This is a genomic window from Rivularia sp. UHCC 0363 (genome assembly GCF_034931125.1).
In the GTDB taxonomy this organism is placed as follows: Bacteria; Cyanobacteriota; Cyanobacteriia; order Cyanobacteriales; family Nostocaceae; genus Rivularia.
In genome coordinates, this window is record NZ_JAYGHM010000073.1 from 1 (window position 1) to 17,280 (window position 17,280).

At 39.9% G+C, this 17,280-nt stretch carries 11 protein-coding genes; 6 read left to right on the forward strand and 5 right to left on the reverse strand.

The window, feature by feature from the left end; all coding sequences use genetic code 11:
* Positions 1–413: 413 nt before the first annotated feature.
* Positions 414–2,015: a hypothetical protein gene (locus VB797_RS28945; protein WP_323241222.1), complete on the forward strand. Its 1,602-nt coding sequence runs from the start codon at positions 414–416 to the stop codon at positions 2,013–2,015.
* 128 nt (positions 2,016–2,143) lie between these two features.
* Here the strand turns inward: VB797_RS28945 and VB797_RS28950 are convergent, their stop codons facing one another.
* A complete protein-coding gene (locus tag VB797_RS28950) occupies positions 2,144–2,968 on the reverse strand; it encodes a sulfurtransferase (RefSeq protein WP_323241224.1) in 825 nt (274 codons plus the stop codon).
* A gap of 116 nt (positions 2,969–3,084) precedes the next feature.
* Between VB797_RS28950 and VB797_RS28955 the strand changes: the two genes are divergently transcribed.
* From VB797_RS28955 to glmU, 3 genes are all read left to right on the forward strand, one after another.
* Complete coding sequence (locus VB797_RS28955) at positions 3,085–3,963, forward strand: tRNA (5-methylaminomethyl-2-thiouridine)(34)-methyltransferase MnmD (protein ID WP_323241225.1); 879 nt, start codon at positions 3,085–3,087, stop codon at positions 3,961–3,963.
* 580 nt (positions 3,964–4,543) lie between these two features.
* Positions 4,544–5,794: a two-component system response regulator gene (locus VB797_RS28960; protein WP_323241226.1), complete on the forward strand. Its 1,251-nt coding sequence runs from the start codon at positions 4,544–4,546 to the stop codon at positions 5,792–5,794.
* A gap of 97 nt (positions 5,795–5,891) precedes the next feature.
* Entirely contained in the window at positions 5,892–7,244 is a 1,353-nt protein-coding gene (gene glmU, locus VB797_RS28965; RefSeq protein WP_323241227.1) for a bifunctional UDP-N-acetylglucosamine diphosphorylase/glucosamine-1-phosphate N-acetyltransferase GlmU, read from the forward strand.
* Positions 7,245–7,382: 138 nt separating this feature from the next.
* Here glmU and VB797_RS28970 read toward each other — a convergent pair whose 3' ends face one another.
* The 3 genes from VB797_RS28970 to VB797_RS28980 form a co-directional block, all read right to left on the reverse strand.
* On the reverse strand, positions 7,383–8,336 hold the full coding sequence (locus VB797_RS28970) for an isoaspartyl peptidase/L-asparaginase (RefSeq protein ID WP_323241228.1): 954 nt from the start codon (positions 8,334–8,336) through the stop codon (positions 7,383–7,385).
* A 34-nt stretch (positions 8,337–8,370) separates the two neighbouring features.
* On the reverse strand, positions 8,371–8,538 hold the full coding sequence (locus VB797_RS28975; RefSeq protein ID WP_323241229.1) for a DUF2256 domain-containing protein: 168 nt from the start codon (positions 8,536–8,538) through the stop codon (positions 8,371–8,373).
* A 95-nt stretch (positions 8,539–8,633) separates the two neighbouring features.
* Positions 8,634–11,474, reverse strand: a complete 2,841-nt coding sequence (locus tag VB797_RS28980) for a GAF domain-containing protein (RefSeq protein WP_323241231.1) — start codon at positions 11,472–11,474, stop codon at positions 8,634–8,636.
* A gap of 133 nt (positions 11,475–11,607) precedes the next feature.
* Here VB797_RS28980 and VB797_RS28985 point away from each other — a divergent pair, with 133 nt between their 5' ends.
* Positions 11,608–12,765, forward strand: a complete 1,158-nt coding sequence (locus VB797_RS28985; protein WP_323241233.1) for a quinone-dependent dihydroorotate dehydrogenase — start codon at positions 11,608–11,610, stop codon at positions 12,763–12,765.
* A gap of 108 nt (positions 12,766–12,873) precedes the next feature.
* On the opposite strand, the gene VB797_RS28990 is transcribed toward VB797_RS28985, so the two are convergent.
* Entirely contained in the window at positions 12,874–14,592 is a 1,719-nt protein-coding gene (locus VB797_RS28990) for a glycosyltransferase family 39 protein (RefSeq protein ID WP_416350948.1), read from the reverse strand.
* Between the two features lie 93 nt (positions 14,593–14,685).
* Between VB797_RS28990 and VB797_RS28995 the strand changes: the two genes are divergently transcribed.
* Entirely contained in the window at positions 14,686–17,130 is a 2,445-nt protein-coding gene (locus VB797_RS28995; protein WP_416350947.1) for an ATP-dependent helicase, read from the forward strand.
* The last annotated feature ends 150 nt before the right edge of the window (positions 17,131–17,280 follow it).

A 17,280-nucleotide genomic window follows, 5' to 3' on the forward strand; every position in this document is an offset into this window, starting at 1 on the left:
TGCTAACGGCAACACTGCAACTCCCCATAAACTGACAACTACTAAAGGAACTAACTTGCGGAACATAATTGTGTGCGCTGCATAAATTTACAGTTACCCCACCAGCCCAGACGAACAAGGGAATAAAAAGTTCGAGTTTGTAAACTGTTATAACTATTTTTTTAAGTAGATTTGCTTAAACGGTCTTAAAAATTAAATATATAATTTAAGCGAATCTACTATATAGTATTAACTTTAAAATTATTTTGCAAAACAAAATGAAAACTTATAGCAGCCGTTCAATTTGATGATTTTTTATTATGGAAACATTTTAATTTAAGTGTAGATATTAAAGTTGAGCAAAATTTTCGATTTCACAGAGAATATTCACAACCCTCACTTTTGAATCTAGCCACAGTAAAACAAGTTTTAGTATGAAATTAAAAGCCTGGAACAATTTATGGTTTTACGTCATGTTTGCCTCTAGCAGCACAATATTGTGTTGTACCAGCGTCAAAGCGGTAAAAGCTACCCATGCAGACAAGCAGATTAAACAAAAGGAATATGTATCAAATATATCAGTTTTAAAGGATTCGCGCTTAATTTCCAAATTATCCAATCGCGATCGCGTACAGGATAAAACGGAAATCATCAGCTATATGTCGGTATCGCAACCCGAAACAATTCCTACCAATACCTGGAGTCGGGAAGAAAAAAACATTCCAGTTTCACAGACAGATTGTTATAGTACCCGTATCTTAAATCCTACAATTGCAAATCTCCTACCTGATGCTTCTCAATACGGGCAAGATTCTTTTCTAAATCAACATTTAACCGATTCGGAATGTGTAGATTTCTTAAAGTCAAACAGGGAATTACCAAGCGACACAATACGTATAGCACAAGAAGGAGAGCCACCATCACCACCACGACCACCACAAGAGGGAGAGCCACCATTACCACCACCACAACCACCACAAGAGGGAGAGCCACCATCACCATCACCACAGCCACCTACCCCAGAAAATATAGAAAAAAATCCCCCACCTCTAGAAAGTCAACCTACAGACTTACCCGCACCTTCCCCTGAAGAAATTCAGCAAAAGTTAGACCCCCTGGAAAATGGACGTTCTAAAAGATTAGAAAGATTATTGCAGCGACTCGAAGAAAACAAAAAAAAGTCAGAACAGCAGTCTTCTAACCAAGAAATAGTTGTAAGAGTTGAGGAAGTTCCTCTGGAAACACCGCAGCTTCCAGAACTCAAACTACCACCAATAGACGAACCGCTAAAAATTTATCAGCCCATAGGTTATTTATTAGGTAGCGTCGGTTACTTTCATACAAGTAATATCTTTTCTTCTCAAACCAATCCAATTGATGACGGCTTAATTTTTACAGGAATTACATTAGCCGCATCACCCTTCAAAATTGGACCACAAACTTACTTAAATGGCTCCATTGATGGTAGTATAATTACTTATAGCGAGCAATCGGAATTTAACTATAACCAAATAAGATTCAACTTGGGTGTTTTCCAGCAGTTGACGAGTAAAATGTACAGTGAAATTGGCTGGAATAATCAACAATTATTTTATTCAAAAGATAGCGATCGCTTTAATTTTGGATCGGGAGATAAATTTTTAGATGAAAACTCTTTCCGCTTCTCTATAGGACGAAGAGACTCGTTAGCACCAAAATTAAACTTAGATAGCTTCTACGAACTTCGCCTAAGTCTGACAAATCCACCCGAAAAACGTAACCGAATTATTAACTATATTTGGTTCTCTTTAAACTATAACTTACAGGAATCATTGCGGGTCGGTATCGATTATCAATTTAACATTTCCAACTTTTTAGAACGAAGCAGAGAAGACCAATATCATCGACTATCCGCAAACTTAAAATATGGCATCTCAGACCTGAGCAGCATTAACTTACAAAGCGGCTTTACCCTAGGTGGTTCCACAGACAGTAGGATTGATTTTAACGGCTGGTTTTTTAGCGTAAATTATAACTTCGATTTAGGAAGATTTTAAGAATAGCTCAAAGGTTAAAGGTCAAAGGTCAAAGGTATTAATAATTAACTACCAATTCCCAATTCCCAATTCCCAATTCCCAATTCCTAATTCCCAATTCCCAATTCCCAATGCCCCATCTCAATACGCTATAATTCATAACTAATCCAATCACTCCAACTACCGGGATAAAGTTTACCCGTGTGAATCCCTGCTAATTCTAAAGAAAGTAAATTGACGCAAGCAGTAACACCAGAACCGCAATAAACCATAATTTCTCGATTGGGTTCTAATTCTGACCAGCGATCGCGTTGCTGTTGCTCTGGAAGTAAACAACCACGCTCGTCGGTTACGTCTTTCCAAGGGTAATTAAGCGCACCCGGTATATGTCCGGCTATTTTGTCAATTGGTTCTGTAATACCTTGATAGCGATCGCTTTCTCTTGAGTCTACTAAAGCTGTTTGAGGTGAATCTTTGCGATTTATTACAGATTCCCTATCGACTATCATCTGTGTTTGTAACTGCGGTGTAAATTTACCATTACGTTGAGAAGGAACAATATCTGTAACTGGATAATTAGATGCAAACCATCCGCTAAAACCTCCATTTAAAACGGCTACTTGTTCGTGTCCCAAATAGCGTAACAACCACCACAAACGAGACGCAAAAGCAAGCCGCGAATCATCATAAGCTATAACTAAGGTTTGCCCAAAATTTACGCCCATTGCCGACAATTTATCAGCAAATTGCGTTGGATTAGGTAAAGGATGCCTACCTCCATGCTGCTGTACGCTCGATGAAAGGTCTTGATTTAAATCTAAATAATATGAACCTGGAATATGACTTGTTTGATATTCCTGTTTCCCCTGTTGTGAATTAGCTAAGGAAAAACGACAATCCATTAGAACAATATCAGTATCGTTCAGATGTTCAAAAAGCCATTTATTAGAAACAATAAAAGATGTGTTTTTCATAATTATCATTTAGCAATTATCAATTATCAACTACAAGACTACTAATTAATTTTTTAAAATTCGCAAATAAGCTTTCTATTCCCAATTCCCAATTCCCCATTCCCCATTCCCTAATAATGAATCAAGATTTTACACCTCAACTTACAGCAGATGGCTCCCAAACTTTCTTTTCTGAAGAATTTAACGAATTATTTCATAGCCATTTTGGAGCAAGGCAAGAAAGTTATTTTAAGTATGTTGTTCCTACCTTATTAATAGAAAAAGCTGAATCACCCATTTTACGATTATTAGATGTTTGCTATGGACTAGGATACAACACGGCAACCGCTATTCAAAAGATCTGGGAAGTAAATCCTAACTGTTATATAGAAGTAGTTGGTCTTGAATTAAATCCTCAAGTACCCCAAGCTGCGATTAAACATAATTTATTTGATACTTTGAATATCGATTTGATCGAAATTTTGACGGGCTTAGCTTTTGAATACCAAGTACAGACAGAACAACTAAAAAGCACATTGATAATTGGTGATGCTAGAGAGAAAATTAGCCAAGTGTATCAATCTGGTTTTAAAGCTGACGCAATTTTTCTCGATCCTTTTTCACCTCCTCAGTGTCCTCACTTATGGACTATTGAATTTATTAAACTAGTCTCCCTGTGTTTACAACAAGATGGTTTGTTAGCAACTTACTCCTGTGCTGCTGCTGTACGCACGGCACTTTTAAACGCTGGATTGAGCATTGCTGCAACTCCACCCATTGGTCGAAAAACCCCTGGAACCATTGCTGGGTTTAGCCTTGAAAGATACCTAAGTAAAGAAACACAATTATCTCAACAGGAAAAAGAACATTTGCAAACTCGTGCTGCTGTTCCCTATCGAGACCCAGCACTGATTGATTCCCCATCTGCGATAATCCAACGTCGCGAGTCCGAGCAACAAACTTCTAATTTAGAACCTACTTCACGTTGGCGCAAACGCTGGCGGATGGTAAATTAATTCACCACAACTGCGGTAATTGCTTGTATCGTATCTGTCTACGCATGACCGCAACTTCTCCCATTACTTATGCAGAATATATAGTTACAATTAATACTTGCTTGGTAATATGTACCATTGTCAAAACTTTTATATAATGTGATGTAAATCACTTTTGATTAGATAGAGTGTCACTGTCATGGTCTGCCGAACATAGTTGAATAACTATATTCTTAATTCGGTAAAACTGCTATTAATGCTTTACTCAAGATTGTTTGCCTAAACAAAAAACCTGATTTGAATTAATATAAATAATTCTACTTAAAGATAATGTAAAAACTGTTGTTAAGATAAATTTAAGTGTAAAACCTGATTTAACATTGTTTTTGATTGACGATACTATAATTATAGAATTAGGGAAAGTTTTTAGTAACATTATCTAATTTCTTAAAAAGAAAATCAAAAGAATTAGTCTTGTATTTTCAGTAAATTACTTAGGCATAAATAATTAAAACCTTATAAAAATGCTTTTTAAAATACCTTCAAGTACTAAACTAGTTTTTGAAACATTGCATTGTTGCTATAAAAATGGAGTGCCTTTGTGATTCAATGGAAATCCAATTATACAGGCTCTACCGAGCAAAAAGTTAGTGGGTCAAACCCCGCAAGCTTATATAATCGAGTCGGTAAAAATAATGCCTTAACAACGGAATCAGAACTTCATCGGTCGGAGTTATCCAATAATGACCTAAAAGTTAAAGAAGCTTATCGTGAAGATTCTAATAATTATGATCGGGCTGATGCCGATCGCCGCACCAGCGGTGCTAACGAACGCCATTTACTCATTTCAACAACGTTACAAGCCAAAGGATATACGTCAAATAGCTTTGAAAATGATGTGCCTAAAGTTTTGGTCGTTGACGATCATGCTGCGAGTCGGATGACAGCGGTGGCTCTTTTAGGAATGGAAGGCTACGAAGTCATTGAAGCGGAAAATGGTTCAACAGCTTTGCATTTAGTCACCGAAAAGCAGCCGGACTTAATTCTACTTGATGTAATGATGCCGGAAATGGATGGATTTGAAGTTTGTCAATTGCTCAAGCAAGACGAGCAAACTCGATTGATTCCAGTAATTTTCATCACGGCTTTGAACGATAGGCGATCGCGAATTCGAGGAATTGAAGTAGGTGCGGATGATTTCTTGAGCAAACCTTTTGACAGAGTAGAGTTGGCTGCAAGAGTAAAGTCTTTGGTGCGCCAAAAACGTCTGAATGAAGATTTAGATCACGCAGAGAAAGCGCTGTTTTCTATTGCCAGAGCCATTGAAAGCCGCGACCCCAATACCGGCGACCACTGCGAACGTTTGGTACAGCTAGGAAAAAGGTTTGGTGAATATCTTGGTCTTACCCGCTATCAAATTAGGGATTTGATGTGGGGTGGCTATCTTCACGATATTGGCAAAGTGGGTATTCCTGATTCGGTGTTGCTCAAAAAAGGCAAGCTAACCGCTGATGAGTGGGTAGAAATGAGAAAGCACGTTTTGATTGGGGAAAAAATTTGTCAGCCATTACGCAGTATGCAGGGAGTAATTCCTATTATCCGCAGCCATCACGAACGCTGGGACGGTTCTGGATATCCCCACGGACTCAAGGAAAATGAAATTCCTTTCTTGGCTCAAGTGTTTCAAATGATTGATATTTATGATGCTTTAACAAGCGAAAGACCTTACAAAAAAGCTTTTACGCCATCTGAAGCATTATCAATTATGGAAGAGGAAACTAACAAAGGTTGGCGCAATCCAAAGCTAATGCAGCAGTTTACTGAATTTATCAACACTATAAATAACGGCTAGTTGTAAGCAATTAACATTTCGGTTTGCTATGTAATCGGGTATATTTGAGCCGAAAAGAAAATTCGCATTCATATTTACTTATAGCTGTTGGCTAATTATGGTAGTTGTAGCAATTTTAGCGGCTGGACGCGGTACAAGAATGAAATCAAACCTCCCCAAGGTTTTACATTCTATAGGAGGGAAATCACTGGTAGAAAGAGTTATTCAAAGTGTTGAGCAGCTGCAACCGGAACGTCGCATGGTTATTGTTGGGTATCAAGCCCAAGAGGTGAAAACAGCCTTACAGCCTATTCCCGATTTAGAATTTGTCGAACAAACCGTGCAGTTGGGAACGGGTCATGCCATTCAGCAGTTACTGCCTCATTTAGAAGGTTACAATGGCGACTTACTGATACTTAATGGTGATGTTCCATTATTACGCAGCGAAACTCTGAAAAATTTCTTGCAAACTCACCAAGAAAATCAAAACGCAGCGACTGTACTTACAGCCAAACTCCCCAATCCGAAAGGTTATGGGCGAGTTTTTTGTAATGACGACAATGTATTACAGCAAATTATTGAAGACAAAGACTGTACTCCTGCTCAAAGAGAAAATCAGCGGATCAACGCTGGAGTTTACTGTTTTCGCTGGCAAGATTTAGAAAAAATACTGCCCCACTTAGAAGCAAACAACGCTCAGAAAGAATATTATCTTACCGATGCCGTAACTCAAGTTACCCCAGTTATGGCAGTAGATGTAGAAGATTTTCAAGAAATTGGCGGCATCAACGATCGCTTACAATTATCAAGTGCTTACGACATATTGCAAGCCAGAATCAAAGACAAATGGATGAAAGCCGGTGTAACTTTGATCGACTCTGCGAGCATTACCATTGACGAAACAGTCGAATTAGAGCCAGACGTAATCATTGAACCTCAAACTCACCTGCGGGGCAATACAGTAATTAAAGCAGGAAGTCGCATCGGTCCGGGAAGCTTAATTGAAAACAGTTTGATTGGCGAAAACGTCACCGTCAAATATTCAGTAATTTCAGATAGCGTAGTCCAAAATGGCACCCGAATTGGACCTTACGCTCACCTACGCGGTCATGCAGAAGTTGGTGAAAACTGCCGTATAGGCAACTTTGTCGAACTGAAAAACAGCAAACTAGGCAACGGTACCAACGCCGCTCACCTGTCTTACTTAGGAGATGCAACAACCGGCACCAAAGTAAACATCGGAGCAGGTACCGTCACCGCTAACTACGACGGCGTTAAAAAGCATCAAACCAAAATTGGCGATCGCACAAAAACAGGTTCTAATAGCGTTTTAGTTGCACCAATTATCTTAGGTAATGATGTATACGTAGCCGCCGGTTCAACCATCACAGAAGATGTCCCCGACAACAGCTTAGTCATCGCCCGTCAGCGTCAAGTGGTTAAAGAAGGCTGGGAGATGAAGAAAGATTAAGGGACAAGGGGATGGGGGGATGGGGAGATGGGGAGATGGGGGGGACAAGGAGTAATATTTTTAATTCTTAACTCCTAACTCCTCACTCCTCACTCCTAACTAAATGCCCAAATCCTGACCTTTAACCTTTGACCTTAATTACCAACTTCCTACCTGCATTTCTTGTGATGCTTCCAATGTATCGCCGATGTTTTCGCCGTCGTGGTAAGCAGCAAGCAATATTTGGCTAGTCTTACCCCAAGCAATGGTTCCTTTGGCATCAAGGGCGATCGCTCCTAAGTCCCGCTTATTTTGTTGCGATTCAACAAATGTTCGCTGCATCGCATCTTTGAGGGTCATACCATCACCGACGCGCACCACAATTCGAGGTGCCAAACATTCATCGATAATGTCTTCGCCAATTCCCGTACAGCTGACTGCTGCATCCTTAGTAGCATAATTACCAGCAGGCATCGCAGAATCACTGACACGTCCGATACGCTCGAAGCCCTTGCCGCCAGTGGAAGTTCCTGCTGATAGATTACCCCTACCATCTAAAACGACTACGCCAATAGTTCCACGTCCGGCATTACTGTTTGATACCAGTTCCTTTGGAGCTACAACCCCAGCCATAGTACTTTTAAAGTTGTCTTGACGCTCCTGCAACCATTCTTCTAAGCGCGTGTCAGTTAAAGGATTGTAACTGGGAATCCTTAATTCCCGCGCCAACTCAGCAGCACCGTAATCCGAAAGCACCCGGTCTGGAGAACTTTGTAAACCTTGAGCCAAATCAATTGGATTTTTGACTCGCGTAATATTAATTACACCGCTAAAACTTTGTGCAGTGCCATCCATTAAAGCTGCACTCATACGGATTTGACCATCGGATTGCAGCACCGAACCAGTACCGGCATTAAAACAAGGATTATCCTCCAACATTTGACAACCCTTAACCACCGCTTCATTTGCGCTACCACCCGACATCAGTAAAGAATATACTTCTTCTATTACCTTATAAAGAGAGCGGCGTACCATTTCCACTCCTCCTTTATCCTTAAGAGAGCTACCAGCCCCACCGTGAATAATTAATTTAGGTTGTACCAAGAGATTCATTTTTATTATTTATTGTGTAAGTCTTATTAGGGATTTAATTTTTACCCTCAATATTCGTTTCCGAACGCCGACGACGGCAACGCTCAGAACAATATTTTACGTCATCCCAGCAATCTGCCCATTTTTTGCGCCAAGTAAAAGGACGCTGACATACCGGACAAATTTTGGATGGTAAATCCGATTTAGAACGGGTACGTGCCATTAATACTGCTACAAAAAATTAATTATAACCAAGGAATAGTTAGAATTTAGGAGTTAAGAATTAATTATTCTTTCCCATGCCCCATGCCCTATACTTTATTCCAACGGTAGAAGCAAACGACTAACTATCCGACCATCTGGTAATTGATAAAAATCCAATTGTCCTTGAAGTTGTTTTATCAGTTTTTTACATATTGGTAGGTGCTTCATTGGTGGTTGTTTGAGCTTAGAAGGAGCAAGTATATCGGAGTTGGTATCTTGCTGCAACTCGAATAATAGCTGGGGATGAATGGTACCGTTATCTGTAATAGATATTTCGACAATTCGCTGTTCTGAACGACGACACCAAATATCGATTCTTCCACCCTCTTGAGAACGTTGACAAGCAGCAATTAATAATTCGCTGAGAATTAACTCGATTTTCACAATGTCGCCGCTTATGGTTAATTGTGAGTTAGAAATAAGCGAATCATCTATATCTAATTGCTCGTCCTCTAATTTTTGTCCTAAACCATGCACTCCAATCCAGAGCTTGTGTTGTTTGACTAGCTTGTTAACTCCTTTCAAAGAACGTTTAACTAAACTTGCGATCGAGACTGTTTCTCGATTAAAAATTAATTGCCACTGTTCCAGTTTTAATAACGCAGTTGTAGAAGCAACGGTATTGTCTAACTGTCGTAGTAATTGCTGATAGCGTGTCAAAGTTAGCTGGTTATTAGGAATACCTAAATCGTGCATTTGACTGAGTAACATTACTATATTGCTGCGCGTATCTTCAAAACGCCGATGTTTGTACCAGTTAAGTTGCTGCAATTCCTCGGTTTTTAACTCAAGCAGTTGTGTAACTTGTTTTTGCCGACGCGACCAGGCTAATTGGTTGACAAGGGTTTCTACAGCATTTAAAGTTTCTGGCAACCATTTACGTTGGTGGTAGTCTGCCATCAATACTACGCCGGTGGGTTCATATTCAGCAGTACGCAAGGCTATGACCAAAACTTCTCCGATACCCGAACCGCAAAGCCATTGTCTAGTAGATTCCGGTAAATCCCCAGCATTAACGTTGACCAATCCGGATGTAGTTAGAGCCGAGTGAATTAGTACATCAGTTTGGATGGGGATAGTAGTATCGGCAACTATTGTAAAGCGATCGTTAGCAACAACCACAGGTATAATTTGAGCAAATTTTTCGCCGGGATGCCAAGACAAGAGTACGGTTAAGGGACAGTTGAGAATTGCCGCTATTTGTTCGAGGACTATAATTTCAGATTTTTTTTCACCAATGTTTGTATTTTGATTTGTACTCTGAATGGGTTCGAGAATGCGTAAGCTCTGCTCAAAGGTCTGCCAAATTTGTTGCTGATGTTGATTTTGTTGGGTTAGTTGCCATTGACGGACAATTACTCCTAGCTGTTGAGCAACTACTTGGGTTAATTCCTTTTCGGCTGTTGTCCAGGAGCGATTGTTTTCGTTGGCAATCATTAAAATGGCATCAGGTATCTTTTGAGGAGTGCAGTTGCTAACCAAAATCGAATGCAGTCCCGCTTCGAGCAAAGAAGAACGCCAGTTGAAAAATCGTAAATCCTCTTCTAAGTTCTCTACACCTACAGCTTGTGTAGAACGCTCTAAAAGTTCTGCATCTACTTCTTTTAATTTATTTAAACTAAATTTTAAAGGTCGGCGATTATGCGATTGACTTTGGTAAAAAAAGCTATATTCATATCCTTCATGCTCGCAAAACAATAATAAAAATCGAGTCGCAGCTAATCGATTTAAAACTTTTGCCGCACAGCTACTTAAAACTTGTTCAATATTTTCATCACTATAAATGCTTTCTACTATCTCACTTTTAAGAGTCGCGTCTGCTTGAATTTGTTTGATGTTAGTTTCCATGTTTTCGGTCAGGGAAACCAAGGAAATTAACCCCGCAGCACCTTTAACAAAGTTTTTATCTGCTTCAGACCAGATACGAGGTTCTTTACCTTCTACTGCTAAAAATCCCAACAAGTCTTTTTGCCAAAGAATCGGAGCAACCAAAAGACTGCGGACATCAAGTCGTTTCAATAGCTTTTTGGTACTATAACTTTTTAGAGAACTGCGTCCTTCTCCAATCCAAACTAGTTGATTTGCCGACAAAGCATAATAAAAGTCGCTCAAATCTTCTACCGTTACGGCATTTTGCGCTTTATTTTGAATTGATTTACCAGTATTCAAATATTGAGTACTAATTCTCCGCCAAAAGTAATGTTCTTGGGGATCAAACCAGTAAACGTTCGTGCGAGTGGGAATAATAAACTGATGAGTGGCAGACACTACAGCCTCTAACCTTTGTTCTAAAGTTGCTAGAGTTCTTAGTTTTTCCAACAGTCGCAACAATACTTCGTCGGGGTGCTTGGTTTGCTTGTATTGCAAATCCATTTCAAGTTGAAAAAGTGCCGTACCAAGTTCTCCTACTACAATATTTAAAAGTGCTTTAGCTTCGCTACCTATTAAGTAACCCCAGCGTTTAGAACCCAGCATTACCACACCCAAACAACGGTCTTTGTGGCGGATGGGTAACATAATGGTTCCTTGAATCTCGAACTTTGTAGCAATTTCTTGCCATCCTTCCGCTCGTTTTTCCATTCGTAAATCAGCTACACCCATTGGACGCTGCTGAATCACCACTTGTTCTAACAAATCTCCCGGACTCAAAACCATCCGTTGCTGTAAATAACTATTGTCACTATCAGGTGTCACGCCGCCTTTACCGAACAATATATGATTGAGACGGTCGTAAAGAGCAATCCAAATTAGAGGATAATCAAACTGCTCTTTTAAATATGAAATAATCGTTTCAATGAGAACGTCAGCATTATCCTCTTCCCTCAAAGTTTGAAGGATGCGCCCTAATGTAAAGATTTGCTGCTCGGCGGCTGAAAATTTTTGATGCTGCCTCATCTGATTCTCGGTAAATATAGCCTGTTACTATATAAGATGCCCAGAAAACTACCTGGATTTAAGCTCGTCAAATATTTGTCGAAATATAATCGTCAATAAAAGCTGTAATTCAATTTTCTTAAATTAAACCAAATTGGATATTTATCAAGTTGCACTTCGTCCGCTGTTATTTAATCTAATCAAAGCAGACCCCGAAAACCTGCATTCAAAGACAATTCGCACCTTGGAATGGTTGGGACAAAAGAGCGATAAGCAAGGCGATCGCCTTTATGCGTTGGTTAAAAGCCGCTTACAACAATCATTTTGTCTGCACGATTCCCGTTTATCACAATCGCTGTTTGGGCTACAATTCCCCAATCCCGTCGGTTTAGCTGCCGGATTTGATAAAGATGCTGTGGCTATTCCTATGTGGTCGAGTTTGGGTTTCGGTTTCGCAGAAGTCGGAACTGTAACATCACTTGCACAGCCAGGAAATCCTCGTCCCCGCTTGTTTCGCTTACCAAAAGACCAGGCTGCTCTTAACCGTATGGGTTTTAATAATTGCGGTGCGGATGCGATGGCCGCACGTTTAGCAAAACGCACTGCAAAACCAGAACTTTTAATTCCTATAGGTATCAATTTAGGTAAATCGAAAGTCACACCGTTAGAAGAAGCCGCAAATGATTACCGTTACAGCTTTAAACTACTGAAATATTACGGTGATTATTTTGTAGTTAATGTTTCTTCGCCCAATACGCCAGGATTACGAAAATTACAAGATGCAGCCATGCTCAGTTCAATATTGGATGCTTTACACGCAGAAAATGATTTACACAAACCAATATTCGTGAAAATTGCGCCGGATTTGGAGTGGGAAGCAATTACAGAAATTGTATATTTAGCTCAAAGCTATAAATTAGCGGGAATTATTGCCACCAACACAACAATTAACCGCGAGCGGCTCAATACTCAAATACTCGCTCAAACTGGTAAATCAATATCAGAAGAAGCAGGTGGAATCAGCGGTAAACCAGTACGAGAACGTTCTACGGAGATAATTCGGTATATTTGGCAGCAAAGCCAAGGGCAAATCCCCATCATCGGTGTTGGTGGTATTTTCACCGCAGAAGACGCTTGGGATAAAATTACTGCTGGTGCAAGCTTAGTTCAAGTTTATACTGGTTGGGTTTACGAAGGACCTGGAATGATCCGCCGCATTCTTCAAGGTTTGCTTGGGAAATTGTCAGAAAATGGATTGACTAATATATCTCAAGCAGTGGGATTAGCAGCTAATAAATCGGGGGTCGGGTAGTCCAGAACGCCCGCAGGCTAGAAGCCTGGGGCTATACCTACAAAGCCTACCTGCGTAGGCTGAATTCGGCGCATCTTTATACAGAAACGGTATTAATAATCAAATCTTTTATTTATTGCAGCGATAAAGTTGATAAGGAATGCCGATCCGATAATGTTGATTAATATCAATATTACAAGATAATGATTGAGAGACTTTCATTTGTTCGGGATACTCGCGCCGTAATCTTCCGGGGGCAAATATCCATAAGTTGAGTTGAGAAATATTTGGATCGGGTAGTTGAGAAAACTTTTCAAAGATTGATTGCCAACCAGACTTTTGATTGAAGAAAGCAAATTTAGAATAATTTGAAACAGGAATATTACTATTTTGAAAAGACTTAACTTCTTGCTCTAAAGCCAAAGCAAAACTTAAGCCCAAAGCTACATCCTGATAGTTGCTATATGCCATGACAGCCATAACCGGGACTGGAGGTTCTTGATATATATTTTGGGCTACTTGTTGAGGTAAATATGGTTTTTGAAACGCTAAGTCAGATACGACAAAAATACAACTGATAAAGCTAACTATTAGAATAATCGGTAGTGATTTTGATATATTTTGAGATTGATTTTTTGTATTGCAATGACTACAACTAGATTGTTCTTGGATCGGCACACTAGCGGCAATCAAAGCGCTGAAGCTGGGATAATAAATAAAGTTGTAGCGGGGTGCAACTGTAATATCTTTACCAAGTACGTAAGAAATGATTAACATTCCTAACAATACAAAAGCTGTGAAACTTAATAAAGTGATAGTAGATAAACGAGTGTGTGGTTCTTTTAATAAAAGCTTGATACCTCGAAATACTTTCCATCCCAACCAACCCGCGAACACGATCATTAGCAATGCGGAAATAATTATAATTGGTAAAGGCTGCTTTTCTACAGGTAACACAATTACCATTGAAACCCAACTAATCAAAGTTTGATACAGCGGTTCGATATGTTGAGGAGTCGGCAACCAACTGGTTTCGGAACGATTTAAATGATTTTTTATGACCCAAAACCAAGGAATTAAGCTAATTACAACAGCACCTGTATTGAATAAGACCAGCATTAACCAAATTTGGATATTGATAATTTTCACCTTTCTCCAAATCAGCAACAATAAGGTAGCAACTTGAGCAATAAAGGCGATAATGCAAAAATAATGAATATAAATACTGATACTATTAATAATTGTCCATAACAGCCAGACCCAAATTCTAATCTTAAGCTGGGATGCAAAAATATCTCGTTGAATTTGTATAAGTGCTAACAAAGATAAACTTATCGTCAGCATCGGTAAAGTGTAGTGTCGTGCTTCTTGGGATAAATAAACCGCGAAAGGGGAAACAGCGACAATTGCAGCACCCATCAATCCCGCTTGACGAGAAAAGGCTAATCGGTTGAGAAAATACACTGCTACAACTAAAGCTACACCAAACCATACAGATGGCGATCGCAATTTACTCACCCAATGTTCTCCCAAGGGTTGCATCCATCCCAAAAGCGCGTACATCCCGCAAAAATACAGCGGTGGATGGGTAGAGTCAACAGCAACATTTTGAGCAATTTGAGGACAACTTACGCCAGTTTGATAACTAAAAATATCACGCAAATTCTCCAAAGGAAACACTACATCCAAAGGAATGGAACTATAATTTTTACCTAAACTAAAGATAGCGGTGATAACTTCATCCATCCACAAAGGCTTGAGTTCTAAATTCCAAAAACGTAAAATGATCGCGATCGCAATTAAAAAAGTTAAACCAAAATAATGTAAATTCAGCTTCCGATTTGTCATCATTGAATTATTAGCTATTTGAGGAAATAAGATAAGTTCAAACCGACCTCAATATTTTTTTAATATAGAAAATCTACATCTCTTTATTCTCATATGTCAGACGCTAATTCCATCTATCCAGTGCCAGAAAATCCTTTGTCAGTACCACAATTGGCGATGTTGCATACATCGAATTCGCGTGCAGCCGCAATTGCAAATATCCGCAATTCTTTACGTTCCGGACAACAACAAATGGCTGACTGGACAGGTGGTCCTTTAGCGGTTTCTGCGGTACCTGGTGCCGGGAAATCTACAGGAATGGCTGCTGCTGCGGCAATTGCGATCGCCCGTCAATACCAACATAACTCTTCACGTCCCACAAAAAACCGTCAATTAATAGTTGTTACTTTCACTCGCTCTGCTGCTGCTAATATTAAAGCCAAAATTCGTAAATATTTAAGAGAAGGTTTATCTTTACCTCAAACGGGTTTTGTCGTTTATACTTTACACGGTTTAGCGTTAAATATTGCCAGTCGTCATCCCCAATTATCTGGTTTAGAACTAGATTACGTAACATTAATTACTCCCAATCAAAGCCACCGCTTCATCCGTACCGCAGTCGAGAAATGGATTGCAACCAATCCTAGACTGTACGCTCAATTAATGGAAGGTATGCAATTTGACGGAGAAGAAACCGAAAGATTGCGTCGTCAATCGGTTTTACGGACGGAAGTATTACCGGAATTAGCAACGACGGTAATTCATGAAGCTAAAAGTTCCGGAATAACACCTCAAAATTTACATCAATTAAGCGAGCAAAGCATCGATACATATGAAGTATTGCAAATCGCTGCCGGACTATACGAACAATATCAGAACTTGATGCGCGATCGCGATTTCATCGATTACGACGACATGATATTAGCAGCATTGCGAGTCTTGGACAACGAAAGCGCTAGAAAAATCGAGCAAAATCAAGTATTCGCCGTATTTGAAGACGAAGCCCAGGATTCCAGCCCGCTTCAGACCAAGTTGTTAGAAATATTAGCTAGTGAAGGAGAGGGGGAAAGTTCACTTCCAATTACCAATTCTCAAATCAATTTAATCCGCGTTGGCGACCCGAATCAAGCGATTAACTCTACTTTTACTCCTGCTGACCCGATTTATTTTCGCCAGTTTTGCCAAGAGTGCGATTCTCAGGGACTTTTAGCAACTATGGATCGAGCCGGTCGCAGCAATAGAATGATTATCGAAACTGCAAACTTTGCTCTCGATTGGGTAAATAGTCTCTACCAAAGCAAGCAAAAATCTTCTTCTCCCCATCCCCCCATCTCCCCATCCCCCCATCCTCCCCTTCCCTTTCGCGATCAAAGAATCCTTCCCGTTGATTTCAACGACCCGCAACCAAATGCAAATCCCGCCGCAGTGGGACGCGGAGTTGAAATTTATACGCCTGATGATATACATAATACCGTTGAATTACTGTCGAAAAGAATTATCGAACTTTTTCCTCAAGACAACGAAAACAACGGCAGCGCGGCGATATTAGTCAGAGAAAATCGTCAGGGGAACTGGTTGAGTCAAGCACTCAGACCAATTTGTAAAAAGCATAATATTTTACTTTACGACGTAGGCGAACAAGACCGACACTCCCACGTACCAGAAGAAATATTGGCAATTTTACAATTTTGCGATCGCCCTCATTCTCCCGATTTTCTCAAAGCTGCTTTGGGGGTTTTAGTGAAGCGTCGATTAATCGAACCCCAAGATTTAAACGCATTAGCTTCCTTACCCGAAGAATTCTTGTATCCTTCTCCTTTAGCATCAGCGCAAACCGAAGCTGTGATCAAAGCCGCTGAATTTTGCCGCGACTTACTCAACGCTCGTTTAGAATTGCCTTTGTACCAGCTAATATCTTTTATTGCTTTAAAACTAGATTATCAGCAAGCCGAATTAGCAACCGCAGATAAACTTTCAGAAAGAATCAACCATCAAATTGCCGGTGAGATTTCAATGGGGACAATGCTGGGAGTACTCAGCGAAATCGTCAGTTCCGAACGCTTTGAACCAGTAGATACTGAAGATTCAGAAGCGCGTTATACCCGGAGCAATCAACTGACAATCATCACCATGCACAAAGCCAAGGGTTTAGATTGGGATTACGTATTTTTACCGTTTTTGCATGAAAACTTAATACCGGGTAAATTTTGGGTTCCACCACAAAGAAAATTCCTGGGTGACTTTACCTTATCAGAAGTAGCTCGCGCTCAAATCCGCGCATCCCTCCACGGAGAAAGAACCTTACCCGATGTCATGGAAGCGTGGGAACAAGCCAAGCATTTGAAAATTGCCGAAGAATACCGTTTGCTTTATGTTGCTATGACCAGAGCAAAACGTTTGTTGTGGTTATCAGCAGCGAAGGAAGCACCGTTTACCTGGAGTAAACCTGATAATTTGCAAAAACAACCACCTTGTCCTGTGTTTTCGGCTTTGAAGCGGGAGTTTACGGAATGTGTGGTGGGGGAAATGGCTCAGCCTTTAACGTCAATTCGGAATTAAAAAACCGCAGCAAGAGAGATAATTATTGTAGGTTAGCTTCACGGTGCTTTTACAATCATGATGTTTAACGAAGGAATTAGAAATTGCACCGTAACCCAACATTAATGTCGCGAACAAACAAATAAGATGTTGGGTTACGACACGATTAAA

Excerpts from the sequence above, each read along its gene's own strand:
- VB797_RS28980 (WP_323241231.1), bottom strand. The coding sequence starts at position 11,474 with ATGAGGCAGCATCAAAAATTTTCAGCCGCCGAGCAGCAAATCTTTACA.
- VB797_RS28945 (WP_323241222.1), top strand. The coding sequence starts at position 414 with ATGAAATTAAAAGCCTGGAACAATTTATGGTTTTACGTCATGTTTGCC.
- VB797_RS28995 (WP_416350947.1), top strand. The coding sequence starts at position 14,686 with ATGTCAGACGCTAATTCCATCTATCCAGTGCCAGAAAATCCTTTGTCA.
- VB797_RS28950 (WP_323241224.1), bottom strand. The coding sequence starts at position 2,968 with ATGAAAAACACATCTTTTATTGTTTCTAATAAATGGCTTTTTGAACAT.
- glmU (WP_323241227.1), top strand. The coding sequence starts at position 5,892 with ATGGTAGTTGTAGCAATTTTAGCGGCTGGACGCGGTACAAGAATGAAA.
- VB797_RS28990 (WP_416350948.1), bottom strand. The coding sequence starts at position 14,592 with ATGACAAATCGGAAGCTGAATTTACATTATTTTGGTTTAACTTTTTTA.
- VB797_RS28955 (WP_323241225.1), top strand. The coding sequence starts at position 3,085 with ATGAATCAAGATTTTACACCTCAACTTACAGCAGATGGCTCCCAAACT.
- VB797_RS28970 (WP_323241228.1), bottom strand. The coding sequence starts at position 8,336 with ATGAATCTCTTGGTACAACCTAAATTAATTATTCACGGTGGGGCTGGT.
- VB797_RS28975 (WP_323241229.1), bottom strand. The coding sequence starts at position 8,538 with ATGGCACGTACCCGTTCTAAATCGGATTTACCATCCAAAATTTGTCCG.